The organism is Marinomonas sp. ef1 (assembly GCF_002806845.1).
In the GTDB taxonomy this organism is placed as follows: domain Bacteria; phylum Pseudomonadota; class Gammaproteobacteria; order Pseudomonadales; family Marinomonadaceae; genus Marinomonas; species Marinomonas polaris.
Genome location: NZ_NHTT01000002.1, coordinates 301,298 through 318,468 on the forward strand (window position 1 = coordinate 301,298; position 17,171 = coordinate 318,468).

The 17,171-nt window shown below is 42.5% G+C and carries 18 protein-coding genes; 16 read left to right on the forward strand and 2 right to left on the reverse strand.

Translation table 11 applies throughout. The annotated features are described in order from the left end of the window. Positions 1 to 106: 106 nt before the first annotated feature. Genes topA through CCS02_RS03825 form a run of 3 tightly spaced genes read left to right on the forward strand, consistent with a single transcriptional unit; the run spans position 107 to position 3,470 of the window. A complete protein-coding gene (topA, locus tag CCS02_RS03815; RefSeq protein ID WP_100185762.1) occupies positions 107 to 2,734 on the forward strand; it encodes a type I DNA topoisomerase in 2,628 nt (875 codons plus the stop codon). Next, a complete protein-coding gene (locus CCS02_RS03820; protein ID WP_072839141.1) occupies positions 2,731 to 3,201 on the forward strand; it encodes a DUF6586 family protein in 471 nt (156 codons plus the stop codon). Before topA ends, CCS02_RS03820 begins: the two co-directional genes overlap by 4 nt. Positions 3,202 to 3,203: 2 nt before the next feature. Next, on the forward strand, positions 3,204 to 3,470 hold the full coding sequence (locus tag CCS02_RS03825) for a hypothetical protein (RefSeq protein WP_072839140.1): 267 nt from the start codon (positions 3,204 to 3,206) through the stop codon (positions 3,468 to 3,470). Between the two features lie 95 nt (positions 3,471 to 3,565). Here CCS02_RS03825 and lexA read toward each other — a convergent pair whose 3' ends face one another. Next, on the reverse strand, positions 3,566 to 4,189 hold the full coding sequence (gene lexA, locus CCS02_RS03830) for a transcriptional repressor LexA (RefSeq protein ID WP_072839139.1): 624 nt from the start codon (positions 4,187 to 4,189) through the stop codon (positions 3,566 to 3,568). Between the two features lie 69 nt (positions 4,190 to 4,258). Between lexA and dinG the strand changes: the two genes are divergently transcribed. The 9 genes from dinG to CCS02_RS03875 all read left to right on the forward strand — a co-directional run bounded on the left by dinG (position 4,259) and on the right by CCS02_RS03875 (position 13,795). Continuing rightward, positions 4,259 to 6,382 (forward strand): ATP-dependent DNA helicase DinG, encoded by a 2,124-nt coding sequence (dinG, locus tag CCS02_RS03835; RefSeq protein ID WP_100635859.1) that lies wholly within the window; start codon positions 4,259 to 4,261, stop codon positions 6,380 to 6,382. Positions 6,383 to 6,490: 108 nt separating this feature from the next. After that, positions 6,491 to 7,852, forward strand: coding sequence for a DEAD/DEAH box helicase (locus CCS02_RS03840; protein ID WP_072839137.1), 1,362 nt, complete (start codon positions 6,491 to 6,493; stop codon positions 7,850 to 7,852). A 28-nt stretch (positions 7,853 to 7,880) separates the two neighbouring features. Continuing rightward, positions 7,881 to 9,302 (forward strand): protein adenylyltransferase SelO, encoded by a 1,422-nt coding sequence (locus CCS02_RS03845; protein WP_100635861.1) that lies wholly within the window; start codon positions 7,881 to 7,883, stop codon positions 9,300 to 9,302. Between the two features lie 53 nt (positions 9,303 to 9,355). Beyond that, entirely contained in the window at positions 9,356 to 10,384 is a 1,029-nt protein-coding gene (locus CCS02_RS03850; RefSeq protein ID WP_072839135.1) for an NAD(P)H-dependent glycerol-3-phosphate dehydrogenase, read from the forward strand. Further along, positions 10,377 to 10,661, forward strand: a complete 285-nt coding sequence (locus CCS02_RS03855) for a DUF4389 domain-containing protein (protein ID WP_072839134.1) — start codon at positions 10,377 to 10,379, stop codon at positions 10,659 to 10,661. The genes CCS02_RS03850 and CCS02_RS03855 overlap by 8 nt, the downstream gene beginning before the upstream one ends. Then, positions 10,648 to 11,127 (forward strand): phosphohistidine phosphatase SixA, encoded by a 480-nt coding sequence (sixA, locus tag CCS02_RS03860; RefSeq protein ID WP_072839133.1) that lies wholly within the window; start codon positions 10,648 to 10,650, stop codon positions 11,125 to 11,127. The genes CCS02_RS03855 and sixA overlap by 14 nt, the downstream gene beginning before the upstream one ends. Positions 11,128 to 11,166: 39 nt before the next feature. Continuing rightward, positions 11,167 to 12,030 carry an alpha/beta fold hydrolase gene (locus CCS02_RS03865; RefSeq protein ID WP_232728812.1) on the forward strand — a complete coding sequence of 288 codons (864 nt, stop codon included), beginning with the start codon at positions 11,167 to 11,169 and terminating at the stop codon, positions 12,028 to 12,030. A 40-nt stretch (positions 12,031 to 12,070) separates the two neighbouring features. Then, positions 12,071 to 12,865, forward strand: a complete 795-nt coding sequence (locus CCS02_RS03870) for a DUF4892 domain-containing protein (RefSeq protein WP_100635865.1) — start codon at positions 12,071 to 12,073, stop codon at positions 12,863 to 12,865. Between the two features lie 9 nt (positions 12,866 to 12,874). Next, the gene (locus CCS02_RS03875) at positions 12,875 to 13,795 is read left to right on the forward strand and encodes a patatin-like phospholipase family protein (protein ID WP_100185769.1); all 921 of its coding nucleotides are present in this window, start codon (positions 12,875 to 12,877) and stop codon (positions 13,793 to 13,795) included. 7 nt (positions 13,796 to 13,802) lie between these two features. On the opposite strand, the gene CCS02_RS03880 is transcribed toward CCS02_RS03875, so the two are convergent. Next, positions 13,803 to 14,405, reverse strand: a complete 603-nt coding sequence (locus CCS02_RS03880) for a Maf family protein (RefSeq protein ID WP_072839130.1) — start codon at positions 14,403 to 14,405, stop codon at positions 13,803 to 13,805. 137 nt (positions 14,406 to 14,542) lie between these two features. Between CCS02_RS03880 and CCS02_RS03885 the strand changes: the two genes are divergently transcribed. The 4 genes from CCS02_RS03885 to fabD are packed head-to-tail and all read left to right on the forward strand — an operon-like array spanning position 14,543 to position 17,153. After that, the gene (locus CCS02_RS03885; protein ID WP_072839129.1) at positions 14,543 to 15,064 is read left to right on the forward strand and encodes a YceD family protein; all 522 of its coding nucleotides are present in this window, start codon (positions 14,543 to 14,545) and stop codon (positions 15,062 to 15,064) included. Positions 15,065 to 15,081: 17 nt separating this feature from the next. Beyond that, positions 15,082 to 15,261, forward strand: a complete 180-nt coding sequence (gene rpmF / locus CCS02_RS03890) for a 50S ribosomal protein L32 (RefSeq protein ID WP_072839128.1) — start codon at positions 15,082 to 15,084, stop codon at positions 15,259 to 15,261. Between the two features lie 11 nt (positions 15,262 to 15,272). Further along, positions 15,273 to 16,208, forward strand: a complete 936-nt coding sequence (locus CCS02_RS03895; protein ID WP_100635867.1) for a fatty acid synthesis protein — start codon at positions 15,273 to 15,275, stop codon at positions 16,206 to 16,208. Positions 16,209 to 16,229: 21 nt separating this feature from the next. Further along, on the forward strand, positions 16,230 to 17,153 hold the full coding sequence (gene fabD / locus CCS02_RS03900; protein WP_100635868.1) for an ACP S-malonyltransferase: 924 nt from the start codon (positions 16,230 to 16,232) through the stop codon (positions 17,151 to 17,153). Positions 17,154 to 17,171: the final 18 nt, after the last annotated feature.

Below are 17,171 nucleotides of genomic sequence, written 5' to 3' on the forward strand. Positions count from 1 at the left end.
CGCTTGTCATATAAAAGGTGTTTGCTTAATATCAGCGCCCCTAGAGATTAAACTTCGTGCAACGTGGATTTGCAGACCTACTTTATTAAAAGGCTTACACAGTTCAATGGGAAAATCACTGGTTATCGTGGAATCGCCTGCTAAGGCGAAAACCATCAACAAATACCTGGGCAACGACTTTATTGTCAAATCTAGTGTCGGGCACATACGTGACCTGCCTTCAGGTACAACTGCCACCTCTACGCCTCAAGAGCGTGCAAAGCAGGCTGCTTTGACGCGTAAAATGAGTCCAGAAGAAAAACTTGAGTATAAAAGTAGCAAATCACGTCAGCAGTTGATTTCTAGAATGGGGGTTGATCCAGAGAGCAACTGGAAAGCTCACTATGAAATTCTGCCAGGTAAAGAAAAAGTTGTCGATGAACTAAAACGTTTGGCAAAAAATGCTGACACCATCTATCTCGCAACCGATTTGGATAGAGAGGGAGAAGCAATCGCTTGGCATCTTCGTGAAGCTATTGGTGGTGATGATAGTCGCTATAAGCGTGTGGTATTTAACGAGATTACAAAAAAAGCCATTAAAGCTGCGTTTGACACGCCATCTGAATTAGACATGGATCGTGTAAACGCTCAACAAGCTCGTCGTTTCTTGGACCGAGTAGTTGGCTTTATGGTGTCACCTTTGCTTTGGTCAAAAGTAGCGAGAGGTTTATCTGCTGGGCGAGTTCAGTCCGTTGCAGTTCGCTTAATCGTTGAACGTGAAAAAGAAATCCGTGCTTTCATTCCTGATGAGTTCTGGGAATTAGATGCAATGCTTGCGACGCCATCGAAAGAAGTCATTAAATTCGAGGCCGCAAAATACCAAGACAAAGAATATCGTCCAGTTAACAAGGCGCAATCTGATGAGCATGTTGCTCGCTTAAATGATGCGAAATACCTCGTTAGTAGTCGAGAAGATAAGCCGACAAGCAGCAAGCCATCTGCGCCGTTCATCACTTCTACGTTACAGCAGGCGGCAAGTACTCGTTTAGGCTATGGTGTTAAGAAGACCATGATGCTAGCACAGCGCTTGTATGAAGGCGGTTATATCACTTACATGCGTACTGACTCGACCAATTTGAGTGTTGACGCGGTTGAGGCGTTAAGAGGGTATATTCTTTCCAGCTTTGGCGAGGCTTATTTGCCTGCTGATCCGATACGTTACAGCAGTAAAGAAGGTGCTCAAGAGGCGCATGAAGCGATTCGACCTTCTGATGTTACCGTACGTGTTGATGACTTGCTTGGCATGGAGAAAGATGCACATCGTTTGTATGATTTGATTCGCAGCCAATTCATGGCGTGTCAAATGACGCCAGCAGAATACACGTCAACGACCATAACTGTTACTAGTGGTGAATACGAGTTTAAAGCTAAAGGGCGTATTTTGCGCTTTGATGGTTATACTCGTGCTATGCAGACGGTTGCTAAAAAAGGCGAAGATAATATTTTGCCTGACGTAGGTCAGGGTGAATATTTGGCTCTTAAAGAATTATTGCCTGAGCAACATTTTACTAAACCTGTTGCGCGTTTTAGCGAAGCAAGTTTGGTTAAAGAGCTTGAGAAGCGTGGAATCGGTCGTCCATCAACTTACGCATCTATCATTTCTACGATTCAAGATCGTGGGTATGTACGTGTTGAAAACCGTCGTTTTTACGCGGAAAAAATGGGTGATATCGTTACTGAACGTTTGGTTGATAGCTTTAATTCTTTGATGAATTTCAGTTTTACGGCCCAAATGGAAGAACAGCTAGACGAAATTGCACAAGGTAATAAAGATTGGATTAAAACGCTTAATGCGTTTTATAAAGATTTTAGCTCGGTGTTAGCTAAGGCAGAGTCGCCAGATGGCGGTATGATGCTGAATGAGCCAACACCGACCGATATTGAGTGTCCGACTTGTTCTCGCCCGATGCAGATCCGTACTGCCAGCACAGGCGTATTTATGTCTTGTTCTGGATATGCTTTGCCTCCCAAAGAGCGCTGCAAAGCGACTATTAATCTTATTCGTGGCGACGAAGCCATTGCTGTAGATGATGAAGAGGGTGAATCTAAAGCGCTTATCAATAAGCATCGCTGCAAGATTTGTGGATCGGCCATGGACAGTTATTTAATGGATGAGCATCGCAAGCTTCATGTTTGTGGTAACAATCCGGCTTGTTCTGGTTACGAAGTTGAAACTGGAGTCTTTAAAATTAAAGGCTATGACGGCCCGACACTTGAATGCGATAAGTGCGGATCAGAGATGCAGCTTAAAACCGGTCGTTTTGGTAAATACTTTGGCTGTACTAATGATGAATGCAAAAACACTCGTAAGTTATTGAAGAGTGGTGAAGCTGCGCCACCAAAGATGGATCCAGTGCCAATGCCAGATCTTGCTTGTCAAAAAGTAGAAGATCATTATGTGCTTCGTGACGGTGCAACGGGCTTGTTCTTGGCGGCAAGTCAGTTCCCACGCAAGCGTGAAACTCGTGCCCCATTGGTTGAAGAATTGCTTCCATATATGGATCAAATAGATCCTAAATATCACTTTTTTGCAAAAGCGCCTAAAAAAGATTCTGAAGGTCGCCCAGCCATTATTCGATATAGCCGCAAGACGAAAGAGCAATATGTCATGACGGAAGAGGAAGGTAAGCCAACAGGCTGGAAAGCATTTTATGTCGGCTCTAAATGGGTGATTGAGGAAGGTAAGAAAAAATGAGTGGTGCCAGTTTAGCTAGCTTAACCAATCAAAAACTAGACACGGCAAGACGCTTTATTAAGCAAAGCCAAGATAGTGATGAAGCGTGGCTAAGGGTCGGGCTGGAAAGCTCGGCTATTTTTCAGTTAAGAAGTGCTCTTAATGGTCTGCTAAAAGAAGTGAATGCAGCGTATTCGTTATCTGGATCTCTGGATGTTGCTAAACTATTAGCTGAGTCAGAAGATAAGCAGATTGTTGTTCCTGTGCTGGCGGAGCTCGCTGATTTGTTGTCACGTACTGATTCTTGGTGCTTTCAATTGAACCAGGCATATTTGGTTCAGTTTGAATGTCGTACCTCTATGTCGTCAGTAGTGCAAAGTGATAGTCTAATTGGCCGTGGAAGTGACGCTGGCGCGTCCGTGAGTTTTTATTTGGCCAAGTTGGTCGAATTGGTGTTACGTTTTAGAGAAGAGTCATCAGAGTATTGAATATGAAAGAATCCTACCTAGAAATTGTTGAGCTGGATAATGGCGATATTGTGCTGCGTCCAGCCAGTGAAGATGGTGAGGAAACCGTTCCACTAGCAACATTGCAGATATCAGATGATACTCGATCTTATTTAAAGGATCGTTATTTTGAATTGGCAAAATGCATGTTCCATGCAGGAATTGATTTTGTTTATTCAGATGATTCGTTTTTTGACGAAGATTCGGAATATCTTGATGACGAAGATTTTCGTCCTAAGATTCTGCATTAAGTCTGTGTTGTTGGTGTGAGGCGTAGGTTTACATAAAAAAGCGAAGCATATGCTTCGCTTTTTTATTGGTATGGTGTTGATGAGGTAGCGGCTACTTAAAGTCCTTGGCGAATCACACCAACTGATAAGCCTTCAATGGCGAACTCTTCGCTTTCAAGGTCGACAATGATGTCATTGAACTCTTCGTTCTCAGGAATAAGTCGAACAATACTGCCTTTTTGTTCGAAACGTTTAACTGTTACTTCGTCACCAATGCGAGCAACGACAATTTGGCCGTTACGCACAGTAGTTGTTTTATGCACTGCTAATAAGTCGCCTTCCATTATTCCGATGTCTTTCATGCTGGTACCTGAGACAGATAAGAAATAATCGGCTTGTGGGGAGAACATATTTGCTGGGATGTTTACATGAGAAGCAATGTTTTCTTGGGCTAAAATAGGGTAACCTGCAGCAACTTTGCCTATGACAGGTAAGCCAAGGTTGTTTGTGGGGTCATCATTTGATGCACGATCAACTAAGCGTATTCCCCTTGACGCGCCAGAAAGCATCTCTATTGCACCTTTTTTACTCAAGGCTTTTAGGTGCTCTTCAGCAGCGTTAGGAGATTTAAACCCAAGCCGGCGTGCTATTTCTGCTCTGGTTGGTGGAAAACCTGTTTCACTAATAAATTCGCGAATGGTTTCTAGTACGTCAGATTGTCTTTTGGTTAATTTAATCATAGGTTATCTGGTTGTTTATACAGTTACTGTTATTATATACAGCATTCCTAACTATACTCAATGATATAAATGCTTTCAGACGAACTAAAAAAACAGATTCAACTTGCATACCGAGCATCTTTGGATGCGAAGTCCCATAAACCAAGGGCTGGACAGCGCCAGATGATTGGTGCGATCGCTCGAACTTTGGGTAACATTAAACAAGACTCGGAAGGCGAGCGCCTTGAAGAAAAGCATGTTGCCGTAATTGAGGCAGGAACAGGCACGGGTAAAACTTTGTCATATTGCCTTGCGGCTATTCCTATCGCGAAAGCTCGTGGTCTTAAATTAATTATTTCTACTGCTACGGTTGCGCTTCAAGAGCAGATTTTGCATAAAGAGTTGCCTGATTTGCTTGAACATACGGAGCTGACTTTTAAGTACACGCTTGCTAAAGGGCGAGGACGTTATTTGTGCTTGAATAATCTTGAGGGCTTCTTGAGCTCAGAAGAGCAAGCAATGGACGATATGTTCGCTGGACTTTTCGAGCAGCACCTTCATTCCGATGATATTAATACTGTTCTTTATCAAGAGATGGATGCTGCTTTGCAAAAAGGTGACTGGGATGGTGATAAAGACAATTGGGCTGGTATTGTTCGTGATCAAGATTGGCGTCGCTTAACCACAGATCATCAGCAATGCACTAACCGTAATTGTGCTAATTATTCCGCCTGCCCGTTTTTTAAAGCGCGTGCTGAAATCGAAGTGGCTGATGTGATTGTTGCCAACCATGATTTGGTATTGGCCGATTTGTCATTGGGTGGTGGCGTGATTCTTACCCCGCCAAAAGAAACCATCTATGTTTTTGATGAGGGTCATCATCTTCCTGATAAAGCGATAGGGCACTTTCGTCATGAAGTTCGTTTGCAGCAAAGTATTACTTGGTTACGCCAATTAGAAAAAAATCTGGTTAACTTGAAGCAAGAGTTAACAGACGATGTCAGTGTAACAGGTCAGCTGCTACTAAAAATCCCACAGCAAATACAAAGTATTGTGAACTTTATCCAATATGCCCAGCAGGGGTTAGCGCCTTATATTCAGGGTTTGGGGTTGGATCAAGAAAATAATCAGCACCGTTTCGAGTTTGGCCAAATTCCAGATGAATTACGCCAGCTGGCATACAGTTTACAGACGTCTTATCAAAAGTTGTTTAACAACATTGAAAGCATCCAAGACGAATGTAAAAAGACTAAACAAAATGAAGGGATGGGTGTAACACCTGAAACTGCAGAAACTTGGCAGCCTATTTTAGGTGTCATTCTTGGTCGCTTAGAGCAATGTATTGGGCTTTGGCGTTTGTATTCTACAGTTGATGATCAAAACTATCCGCCTAATGCACGCTGGCTAGTTTTATCTGGTCAAGGGATGGAGCAAGATATTGAACTGGGCGGTTCTCCGATTCTTGCCGCAAACACATTAAAGCAGCAGTTGTGGGATAAATGTTTCGGTGCGGTAGTGACATCAGCTACGTTAACGGCGCTTAATCAATTTCATCGTTTTAATATGCGATCAGGCGTTCCTCGTGAGAGTGAGTATTTGCGCGTTATTAGCCCATTTAATTTCCAAGAAAATGGGCTTTTGGTCGTTCCAGATATGGAGCATGAGCCGAATAGAGTAGAGCAACATACCGCCGAAATTGTTGCTTATTTAGATAAGCATGTGAACACAGAAAAGGGCAGTTTAGTATTGTTTTCTTCCCGTCGTCAGATGGAGGAAGTGGCTCAGTCTGTGTCTGCAGGATTACAAGAAATACTCTTGATGCAAGGTGAGCAATCTAAACGCGTTATTTTGGATTCGCATAAATCTCGCATTGATGAAGGGAAAGGCAGTTTATTGCTTGGCTTAGCCAGCTTTGCCGAAGGTGTAGATTTACCAGGTGATTATTTGACCTGTGTGTACATTGCTAAAATTCCTTTTGCGGTGCCAGATGATCCAGTCGAAGCAACGCTAGCAGAATGGATTCAAAAACGTGGTGGCAACCCCTTCATGGAAATTACCATACCAGATGCCTCTTTGCGCTTAGTGCAGGCAACAGGGCGACTATTAAGAAGCGAAAAAGACTCAGGTGAAATACATATTTTAGACAAGCGTCTGAGAACTAAACGTTATGGTAAGCAATTAATTAATAGCTTACCACCGTATAAGTATCAGTAGCTTGCTTCAACAAAGCGTAAGCAAGGGGTGATAAAGCTTTACCAATTAGGTACACTCCTTGCACAGATTATTAACCTCAAAACACAATAGAAGCGTATAGATTCCAATATGGAAAACCAAACTCAAGAAGCACCATCAGAAACCACAGCAAAACCAAAACGTACACGTCGCCCAAATAAGGGTCCAAGAAGTAACGATGATAGCCCTGCAAGCGTCCAAGCGGATGCACCGCAATCAAGCAATGAAACAAAACCTGCAGGGAATGCAAACTCTAAAATTTGGTCCATAGAAGATTTTCCGGTTGCTGAAGTTGAAGGCAAGATGCGCTTCCATGATTTAAATCTTCCTGATCGCGTCATTAAGTCTATTGCTGAAATGGGTTTTGAATATTGTAGTGAAATCCAAGCTGAAACCTTACCAATGACTTTGTTGGGTTATGACATTATTGGTCAAGCACAAACAGGTACTGGTAAAACAGCTGCTTTCCTCATCGCGATGATCAGTGACTTTCTTGATTACCCTCTTGAAGAAAAAAGAGCGAATAATTTTGCGCGAGGTTTGATTATCGCACCAACTCGTGAATTGGCGATACAAATAGCTGATGAAGCTGTAAAACTGACAACGAATTGTCATTTGAACGTCGTAACTTTGGTGGGTGGCTTGAGTTATGAAAAACAAAAGATCGCACTAGAAACTGAAAATGTTGATATTTTGGTTGCCACGCCTGGTCGTTTGTTGGATTTTGCTCGTAGCCGCAAAGTGCAATTGGGTAAAGTGGAATGCTTGGTGTTAGATGAAGCTGACCGCATGTTGTCTATGGGTTTTATCCCTGATGTGAAAAGTATTATTCGCATGACGCCGCATAAAGAAGCAAGACAAACCATGTTGTTTAGTGCGACCTTCCCGAAAGATATTCAAGCACTGGCACAGCAGTGGACTTACTTCCCTAAAGAAGTATCTGTTGTTCCAAAAGAAGCGACAAATCAAAATATTGATCAAGTGATTTATACTGTTGAAGCGGATCAAAAATGGCCTGTTTTACAGCAATTGATCGAAAAAAATGGCGGTCAACGAACTATTATTTTTGCTAACCGTCGTGATGAAACACGCGACCTTTATGAGCGCTTACGCAAAGCCAATATTAATTGCGCTATATTATCAGGCGAAGTTGCGCAAGATAAACGTGTAAAAACTCTGGCGAACTTCAAAGAAGGCATCATCCAAGTGCTTGTGGCAACAGATGTTGCTGGTCGTGGTATTCACGTGGATAACGTAGAGTTAGTTGTAAACTATTCGTTACCAGAAGATCCTGAAGATTATGTACATCGTATCGGCCGAACTGGTCGTGGTGGTGAAACCGGTAAATCTGTGAGTTTTGCCAGTGAAGATGATGCTTTTATGATTCCTGAGATCGAAAGGGTCGTTGGTGAGAGCATCCGCTGTGAGTACATGGTTGATACATCTCTATAAATATCGCTTAGTTTTTAAGTGAGATAAGATGATTTTAGAACACCATTTTGCAAGTTTGGGTGAGGCGTTTTCTTCGAAAACCCTTGTCCAGCCACTTTTTGAGCAGCGATTGGTTGAATTTAACCAATCGCTCGCTACTCTTCTGTCTATTGATATTAAATCTACCGAAACCAAACGCATCTTAAGTGGAGAAGAAGCTCTGCCTTCTAGCCTAAGTATGGTTTACGCAGGTCATCAGTTTGGTGGTTTTTCACCTCAATTAGGTGATGGGCGCGGTGTGCTACTGGGTGAGGTTCGTGGTCAGGATGGTCTTTTATATGATTTGCATATGAAAGGTGCTGGGCCGACGCCTTATTCTCGTCGTGGTGATGGCCGTGCTGTATTGCGTTCTTGCATTCGTGAGTATTTGGCGAGTGAGGCCATGACAGCTCTGTCAGTGCCTTCTTCCCGCGCTTTGGCACTTTATGATAGTCGAGAGGCTGTTTACCGAGAAACGCCAGAAGCAGGAGCTATGCTGCTTAGGGTTGCGCAAGGTCATATCCGCTTTGGTCATTTCGAATACTTTTTTTATCAAGGTAAGCAAGCGGAATTGGATCAGCTGATTGAATATTGCCTTACGCATTATTACCCTGACTGCTTGGCGACAGAGTCGCCGTTAGAAAGCATGTTAATCGCAGTTGTCAAACGTACAGCTAGAATGATTGCCAAATGGCAATCGATCGGTTTTCAGCATGGTGTAATGAACACAGATAACTTTTCTTTTACCGGTGAAACGATCGATTATGGTCCATATGGTTTTATGGAGGATTATGAGCCAGATTGGGTTTGCAATCATTCAGATCATGAAGGTCGTTATGCGTTCTCGCGGCAACCAGGGGTCGGTTTGTGGAATCTCAATTGTTTGATGCGATGCTTTTCAAAGCTCCTTGAACGGGATCAGCTTATCGCTATCTTGCAGTGCTATGAGCTAGAGCTACAGACTCACTATGATTCATTAATGATGAGTAAAATGGGCTTAAACTCTGTGCAAGATATGCATGAGTTATTACCTGAGCTATTTACAATATTGGCCGCAGAAAAAATAGACTACTCAGTGTTTTTCCGTTTATTGAGCCATTTTGAACAGGGAGGCTTTACGCTTTTGCTTGATGAAGTGGTTGATAGAGAAAGGCTGTCTACTTGGCTTGAACGCTATGAGCTTGCACGAATGAAAAATGATCTAGCATGGCCTAAAGTGAGTGCTTCTATGCTGGCAGTGAATCCGAAGTTCCTGCTGAGAAATTATTTAGCTCATGATGCAATTCTTGCAGCAGAACGAGGTGACTATTTACCCTTCCGCCGTTTATTGAACGTACTCATTACTCCATTTGATGAGCATCCAGAGTCGGATGTGCTCGCGCAAAGAGCGCCAGAGTGGGGTAGGTCATTAGAAGTTAGTTGTTCGTCTTAGTATTGTTCGTTTTTATATAGTTAGACGATATTTTTTAAAGAGAAACAGTCATTATGAAGCATTCTGTGTGTGTATTAGGTGGTGGTAGTTTTGGCACAGCCTTGGCCAATATCATGGCTAAAAATGGTCATCAAGTTAGTCAGTGGATGCGTAATGAAGAACAGGTTGAAGAGATTAATTTGACAGGTCTGAATAGTCGTTATTTACCCAATGCGCCATTGCATCGAGAACTACTGGCGACCAGTAATTTAGAACAGGCAATACGAGATAGTGATACTGTTTTTGTGTCAATTCCTTCTAAATCATTCGAACAAGTAGTTCAGCGCATTGAGCCTTTATTGACGGCGGATAAAATATTAATTAGCACTACTAAGGGTTTTAATCCAAATCGATTTGAACTTATGAGCGATGTTTTGCGTCGAAACCCTATTACTCAAAAAATTGGCGTGTTGAGTGGTCCAAACTTAGCAAAAGAAATTGCTGCAGGTCAAATGACGGGGTCGGTGATTGCCAGTGCTGATGATAAGGTTCGCCAGCGAGTTATTGAGTTGTTGAAATCACCTACTTTTCGAGTGTATGAAAATACCGACAGTACAGGTGTTGAGTTGGCTGGCGCGTTAAAAAATATTTATGCGATTGTGTGTGGTCTTGCTAAAGCTCTAAATGTTGGCGAAAACACTATGTCGATGATTATGACTCGAAGTCTTGCAGAGATGAGCCGGTTTGCTGTGCATTTTGGTGCTAATCCTATGACCTTTCTTGGGTTGGCGGGAATGGGAGATTTGATCGCAACCTGTACTTCACCTTTGAGTCGAAATTACCGTGTCGGCTTTGCTATTGGTTCGGGTCAAGACTTAGACGAAGCCATTGGTGGAATAGGTGAGGTTGCTGAAGGGGTCAATACCTTAAAAATGGTGGTAGATGAAGCCCATAAACATGGCTTATATATGCCTCTTGCAGAAGGTTTGTCTAAATTATTGTTTGAAGGTGCTAAGCTGGAATCATTGATTGGTTCAATGATGACTGGCGAGCAAAAATGGGATGTCGAATTTGCGACAAATGAGGGGAATAACAATGTCTAAGCCAGGTTATGCTGATCAAGGTTTTTGGTTTCGTGTGATTTTTATGCTGCTGTATTGGGTGGTTTTGAATATTGCTGTCACTGTATTTGGTGTTTTGCTTGTTTTGGTAAGCTTGGTGAAATTAGGCTCCAAGTATGAGCCAGTCACTTTGTCTTCTTGGTTAAAAAGTGTGACAGCTTTCATCGGTCAGATTTTCTCATTTTTGTCTTTTGAGTCAGAAGAAAAACCTTTCCCATTTCAGCCATGGCCTCAGGTAAATGCGGATGAAGAAGCTTAAGCGCCTATATATATTGCGCCATGGAAATGCTCAACCGTATGGTTATGATCAAGATGAACTTCGTGAGCTGACAGAGCTTGGAGTGGCTGAAGTAAAAACAGCTGCTCGAGCTTTTCGTAATAAGAGTGAGATGTTTGATGTGGTTTTTGTTAGTCCTTATGTTAGGGCGCAGCAAACTGCAAAAGTCTTTTTGGCCGATCTTGATGTTTCTGTTGAGGTTGAAAACTGCCCTCTAATTACCCCGGAAGGCCAAAGCATGGATGTGGCTACTTGGCTAAATGATCTGCCCTATGAATCCATTTTATTGGTTACACATCAGCCTTTTGCACATCAGTTTGTGGACTTTTTGGTTGATGAGCCCTTGCCGGTTAGCTTTTCGATGACGACGGCGACGTTAGCTTCTGTAGAAGGTGAGTTTTTTGCCGGAGCATGCTGTCAATTCTGTTGGTGTATTTCACCATCATAAATTATTTAATTGAATTTAGTGGGTTGGTTAAAAGCAAATATGGGAAATGAAATCGTTTATAAGCTTGCGCATACTGAAATAGCTGCTTTGCAATGGCTGCCTAAAAATACCTCGGCATTTAAAGTATTGTCGCTACATGGGTGGCTTGATAATGCAGCTAGTTTTTCTAACTTATCTCCTCATCTCTCCGATTTTTCTCATGTTGCATTAGATCTTGCTGGACATGGCTTGTCTTTACATCGATCAGCGGGAAGTTTTTATCATTTATGGGATTATGTTTTGGATGTGGTGTCTATTTTAAACCAATCCAAGCAAAGTGTTTGGTTAATTGGTCATAGTATGGGCGGTGCTGTTGCTATGTTGGTGGCTGCTATTGCTCCTGATAAGGTTCGCGGACTGATTGTGCTTGATAATATGGGGCCCTTGAGTGGGGCGCCAGCGGATCGTGTGGTGACGTTACAACGAGCTGTTAATAAAATGGCCAAATATCGCTTGGGTAGGGATACAAGCTATCAAACGAAAGAAGATATGGTACTTGCTCGAATGGATGGTTTCACTCAATTGTCCAAATTCGCGTCAAAAGTGTTAGTTGAACGTGGTGCTAAGCAAAATGCTGATGGGATTTGGACGTGGCGTCATGATGGAAAGTTGACCTTTCCTTCGCCATTTCGGATGGATGAAGAAAGCGTTCAGGCCTTTATCCAGGAAATTAAATGCCCAACTTTGGCTTTGGTTGCTAAAGATGGGATTTATCAGAATGATCATCAGTTAGTTGAAAAGCGCGCGGCTCAATTTCCATGGATAAAGTTAAAATGGCTTGAAGGTAATCACCATTTTCACCTTGAACCGGAGAGTTGCTTTGCAGTAGCAACTGAAATTCAGCGATTTATTGATCAAAACTAATGCGTTAGCCCATCCTTAGTTGGGATGAAAGGAAGGTTGTATGGTTAAGTTTCGAGGCGTGTTGTGCCTATTGGCTGCTTTTAGTAGTGTTTCTTTTGCGGGGGTATTAGGGATTGAGCCTTATCGTGATGCACAGTTAGTTAAAAGTAATTCTCAAGCTGAGCAGTTTGTAGAAATTCCTTTGAGTAAAATTCGCCGTGCTGGCAGTGGATGGGAGCCTGAAACGGTTATTCGTTTGAAAGGTGATTACTTTTCTTCATTATACAAAATCAATCGCAATGCGCTTTTGTCTGATGTATATACTCACTACCGATCACAAATGTTGAGTGACGGCCGCAGTATCTTATTCGAGTGTGATAGTCGAAGCTGTGGTAGTAGCAATGCTTGGGCGAATAATTTCTTTGGTGATTATCTTTTGTATGGTTCGGATCAAAGTCAGTTTTTGCTTGTTGTTAAAAATAAACAAGATACTTATCAGATCTTATACCTTAATCGTCGCGGCGCTGGTGACGTGATGGTTCGTTTAGATGTAGTGAAATCGGCAGAAGCAAATGATACAGAGTTCGAAATTGTAGCCCAGATGGATGTGCAGGATATTCCTAGAATACGTCGTTTCGTCAGTGATTTACCTGCTGGCCAAAATGTGGTTGGTTTTGTTACAAGTCAAAAAATAGGAACTCTAAGTGCTATTGAGTCGGGGGATCAGCTTATTTCAATGGCGTCGGCAGGTCTAGGGGATCAGCTTAAAGATAAGGTTAGATTTATTAACTTAGCAGATCTTGGTCGCGAATCACTTGGTGTTAATCGCATATCTTTTGTTTATGTTCGTCCTTAGGCGGTAGTAGTGAATACGAAAAAGACAGTTGCTCTGGTTTTAGGGAGTGGAGCGGCGCGCGGTAATGCACATATAGGTGTGATTCAAGCATTTGAAGATCGTGGATATGAAATTGTCAGTATTTCTGGTTGTTCTATTGGGGCGATAGTCGGTGGTATTTATGCTGCGGGTAAGTTGTCTGAGTATCGTGAATGGGCTGAATCTTTAGATCGAATGAATGTTATTCGTCTATTAGATATGTCTATATTGAACGGTGGCTATGTAAAAGGTGATCGTTTTTTTGAGAAAATTCAAGACATGATAGGGGAGCCAACTATTGAGTCCTTACCGATAGCTTACACCTCTGTAGCTGTCGATTTATTGAATCAGAAAGAATTTTGGTTTCAGCGTGGTGATTTGATAAGTGCTATGCGTGCATCCTCAGCCATACCGTCTCTAGTGTTGCCTGTGACGCTTAATGGTCAAATGTATGTTGATGGTGGGGTGTTGAATCCTTTACCTATCATCCCTTCTGTGCCAGCTGGGGCGGACTATATTGTTGCGGTTGATCTTAATGGTCCTGCTGAACGAGTTGTGAACAATGTTTCTGAGAGTGATCCAGAAGGGCCTGCTTGGTGGTTGAGTACTAAAGGTTTTTTTGGAAAAAACAAAGAAGAAACAGATGAAAAGGCTAAGTATTCGCCAGAAAGTTGGGGGCGATTACAGACTATCAATATGATGTTTGAGACTATGCAAGAATCTCTTACTCAGTATAAATTAGCTGGATATCCGCCAGATTTGCTTATCTCTATACCTAAAGATATCTCTGGTTTCTATGAGTTCTGGCGGGCTAAAGAATTGGTAGAGTTTGGTTATGAAACCGCTTTAAAAGCGATTGATGGCCTTGAATCACCAAAGTCGAGCTATTTTTCTTTCCCTAAAGGCTACTAACAATAGTTTAGCCTATAGGGTTTACTCCTAGCTCTCTAAGTGATCGAGATAGAGATATAAGTGGTAAACCAATTAAACTATTAGGGTCATCACCTTCCATTTTTTCAAAAAGACATACTCCAAGCCCTTCACATTTAAAACTACCTGCGCAATCAAGAGGTTGCTCGATTGAAACATATTGAGTAATTTCTTGTGTCGTTAGTACCCTAAAATGAACGTGGTATTCATTTAATGTGTACTTATAAGATTGATCTTGTTGGTTTAAAACGCAAAGTCCTGTTAGAAAACTTACTCTTTTACCACTGAAGCAAGAAAGCTGCTTTATGGCATTTTGTTCTGTATGAGGCTTTCCTAAAATCTGGCCATTTAATACTGCAACCTGATCAGAAGTTATAATCAGCTCGTTTGAGCTTTGATTATTTTGTTGGCGTTCGTTATTTACGGCATGCGCTTTGGCAACACTAAGGCGTTTGACTAAATCGACAGCGGATTCTAGGGGAAGTGGGCTTTCGTCAATGTTGGGCGAATGGCATTCAAAAGGAATTCTTAAGCGTTCTAAGAGCGCTTTTCGGTAAGGAGAAGACGAGCCGAGTATGAGTTTTTTTTGCATTGTTTTTTAATCATTTTATTGAGATGAAAGATGATTTTACTTTTTTTTACCTCTAATGACTTAAAAAAGTGAAAAAAAGCGCTTTAAGAGCAGTTAGACTTTGACAAAAAGGGCCCTTAGCAATATTATCCCCCGCCATGTTGAATGATACGTTACCTAAATATTTTGACCCTCGTAAATACGCTAGCTATGAGCAAGCGTTCGAAGGGTACGTGCCCCTTAATGAATTTAAGGAGCTTTGTGCTATATTAGCCTCTGATGAGGGTAATGCTTTTATTCATCTAGACTTTAGAGTTGATGAGGATAGGCGCTATATTGCTACTGGATCATTAACAGCTCAAGTACAGGTTGTTTGTCAGCGTTGTATGGGGGCTGTTTCACATGATCTAGCGTTAGATTTGTCGCTGGGATTCGTTTATGACGAAGATCATGCTAAGAATCTACCGAATAGTTATGATCCTGTTGTCATGACCGATGGTGAAGTAATTTTGGCAGATATGGTCGAGCAAGAAATTATACTTGCCCTACCAATTGTCGCTTATCACGAAGAAAGTGGTTGCAACCCAACAGCTGTAAAGTATGCCTCGTCTACCGATGACGCACCGGATGACGAAAAACCGAATCCATTTAGTATATTGGCCCAATTAAAGGCTAAGTAAAGTTAGGAGCTCCAAAAATGGCAGTACAAAAAAGTAAAGTAACTCGTTCACGTCGCGGCCAGCGCCGTTCACACGATGCTTTGACAGGTCCAACTCTTTCTGTAGAAAAGACTACTGGTGAACTTCACCGTCGTCACCACATTTCTGCAGATGGTTTTTACCGTGGTCGTCAAGTTATCACCCCTAAAGGTGAGTAACTAAGATACCCATGATCAGGGTAGCTTTAGACGCTATGGGCGGGGACTTAGGTCCCCGCATTGCATTTGACGGTGCAGTAGAGATTCTTTCTCGCTATCCAGATGTCGTCATCACCATCTATTATTTCCCTAATCCCGGTCTTGAACTTCCTGCGCCTCATGAACGTTTGTCTCTGATTGCTTGCACTGACGTTATTGATGGAGATGAAGAGATAGTCTTGTCTTTATTTCGTCGTCGAAATAGTACGCTTTATCAGTCTTTAAGTGCATTGGCTCAGCGGTCGTCGGACGTTGTTGTGACCTTGGGTAATACAGGTGCTATGGTTGCATTAGCTCGCCATATACTGGGCGTGTTACGTCCGAAGCTGTATCCTGCATTAATAAGGGAGCTTTATTCTAATCCGTTGCGATGTTTGGTGGATTTAGGGGCTAATGTCCATTGTCCGCCATCAATGTTGGTTGGCTTTGCAGAGTTAGGTGCGGCTTATATTGAGGCGCTCAGTGATGAAAAGCCAAGGGTTGGCCTGTTAAATGTTGGCGTCGAAAGCTCGAAAGGTAGTGCGGTTATTCGAGAAACGGATCGGCTTTTAGCAAGCAAAATATGGCCTGATTATTTTGGTTATGCAGAAGGAACTGAGCTGTTTGATGGCGATAAAAATGTCATTGTATGTGATGGCATGGTTGGTAATGCTGTATTGAAAGCATCAGAGGGGCTGCTGTCTTTCATGATGAGTAAATTTAAAGGGGTTGACGGCGTATCATCCTTGTTTGAGACTTTTTACCAAACTGAGCGTAGGCATGGTGCTTGTTTAGTGGGTGTGCGTGGCAATTTGGTAAAAGGTCATGGTCGTTCAGATTTGTCTGCGATGATCGGTGCGATAGAGTATGGAATTGATATTGCGCGAGCGGATTTGTATTCTGCGATAGAAGCGCGTCTTTGTAGTTAAGCTTTATAGCTAGGAGATTAAATGAGCACTAAATTAGCTTTTGTTTTTCCAGGTCAGGGTTCTCAGCAGTTAGGGATGTTGGCTGATTTGGCGGAAAAACATGAAATAATAAAGCAAACTTTCGCCGAAGCATCTGATGTTCTTGGTTATGATTTATGGGATCTTGTGCAGAATGATGCTGAGAGACTTAGTCAAACGGATAAAACTCAGCCGGCGCTGTTGACGGCCAGTGTTGCTCTATGGCGCCTTTGGGAGCAGCAGGGTGGTGATAAGCCAGCGTATGTTGCAGGTCATAGTCTTGGCGAGTATTCTGCTTTAGTGTGTGCTGGTGTGATTGCTTTTACTGACGCGGTAGAGCTTGTTAAGTTGCGTGGTGAATACATGCAGCAAGCGGTTCCTGCGGGCGATGGTGCAATGGCTGCGATTATTGGTCTTGATGATGATAAAGTGGTTGCTGCGTGCGCTGCGGCTCCAGGTATTGTTAGCGCGGTTAATTTTAACTCGCCAGGGCAAGTTGTGATTGCGGGTCATGTTGCAGCTGTAGAGGCTGCGATGGTAAATGCAAAAGAAGCAGGAGCTAAGCGTGCATTGCCTTTACCGGTGAGTGTTCCATCGCATTGCGAGCTTATGATTCCTGCTGGCGCTAAATTAGCCGAGAAACTTGAGACTATTGTTTTTAAATCGCCTTCCTGCACTTTGGTGCAGAATGTTACTGCTCAAGCTGTTTCTGACCCTTCTGTGATCAAGGCAAACTTGGTTTCTCAATTAAGTGAGCCAGTTTTGTGGACGCAATCTGTTGTGTTACTTTCGGAATTAGGTGTAACGTCTACGGTAGAGTGTGGTCCTGGTAAAGTGCTGAGTGGTCTTAATAAGCGAATAGTCAAAGGTTTAGAAACATCTTCTTTGGGTGATTTGGCTGGATTTGAAGCGGCTTTGTCTGCGTAATAGTATTTTATTATTTGT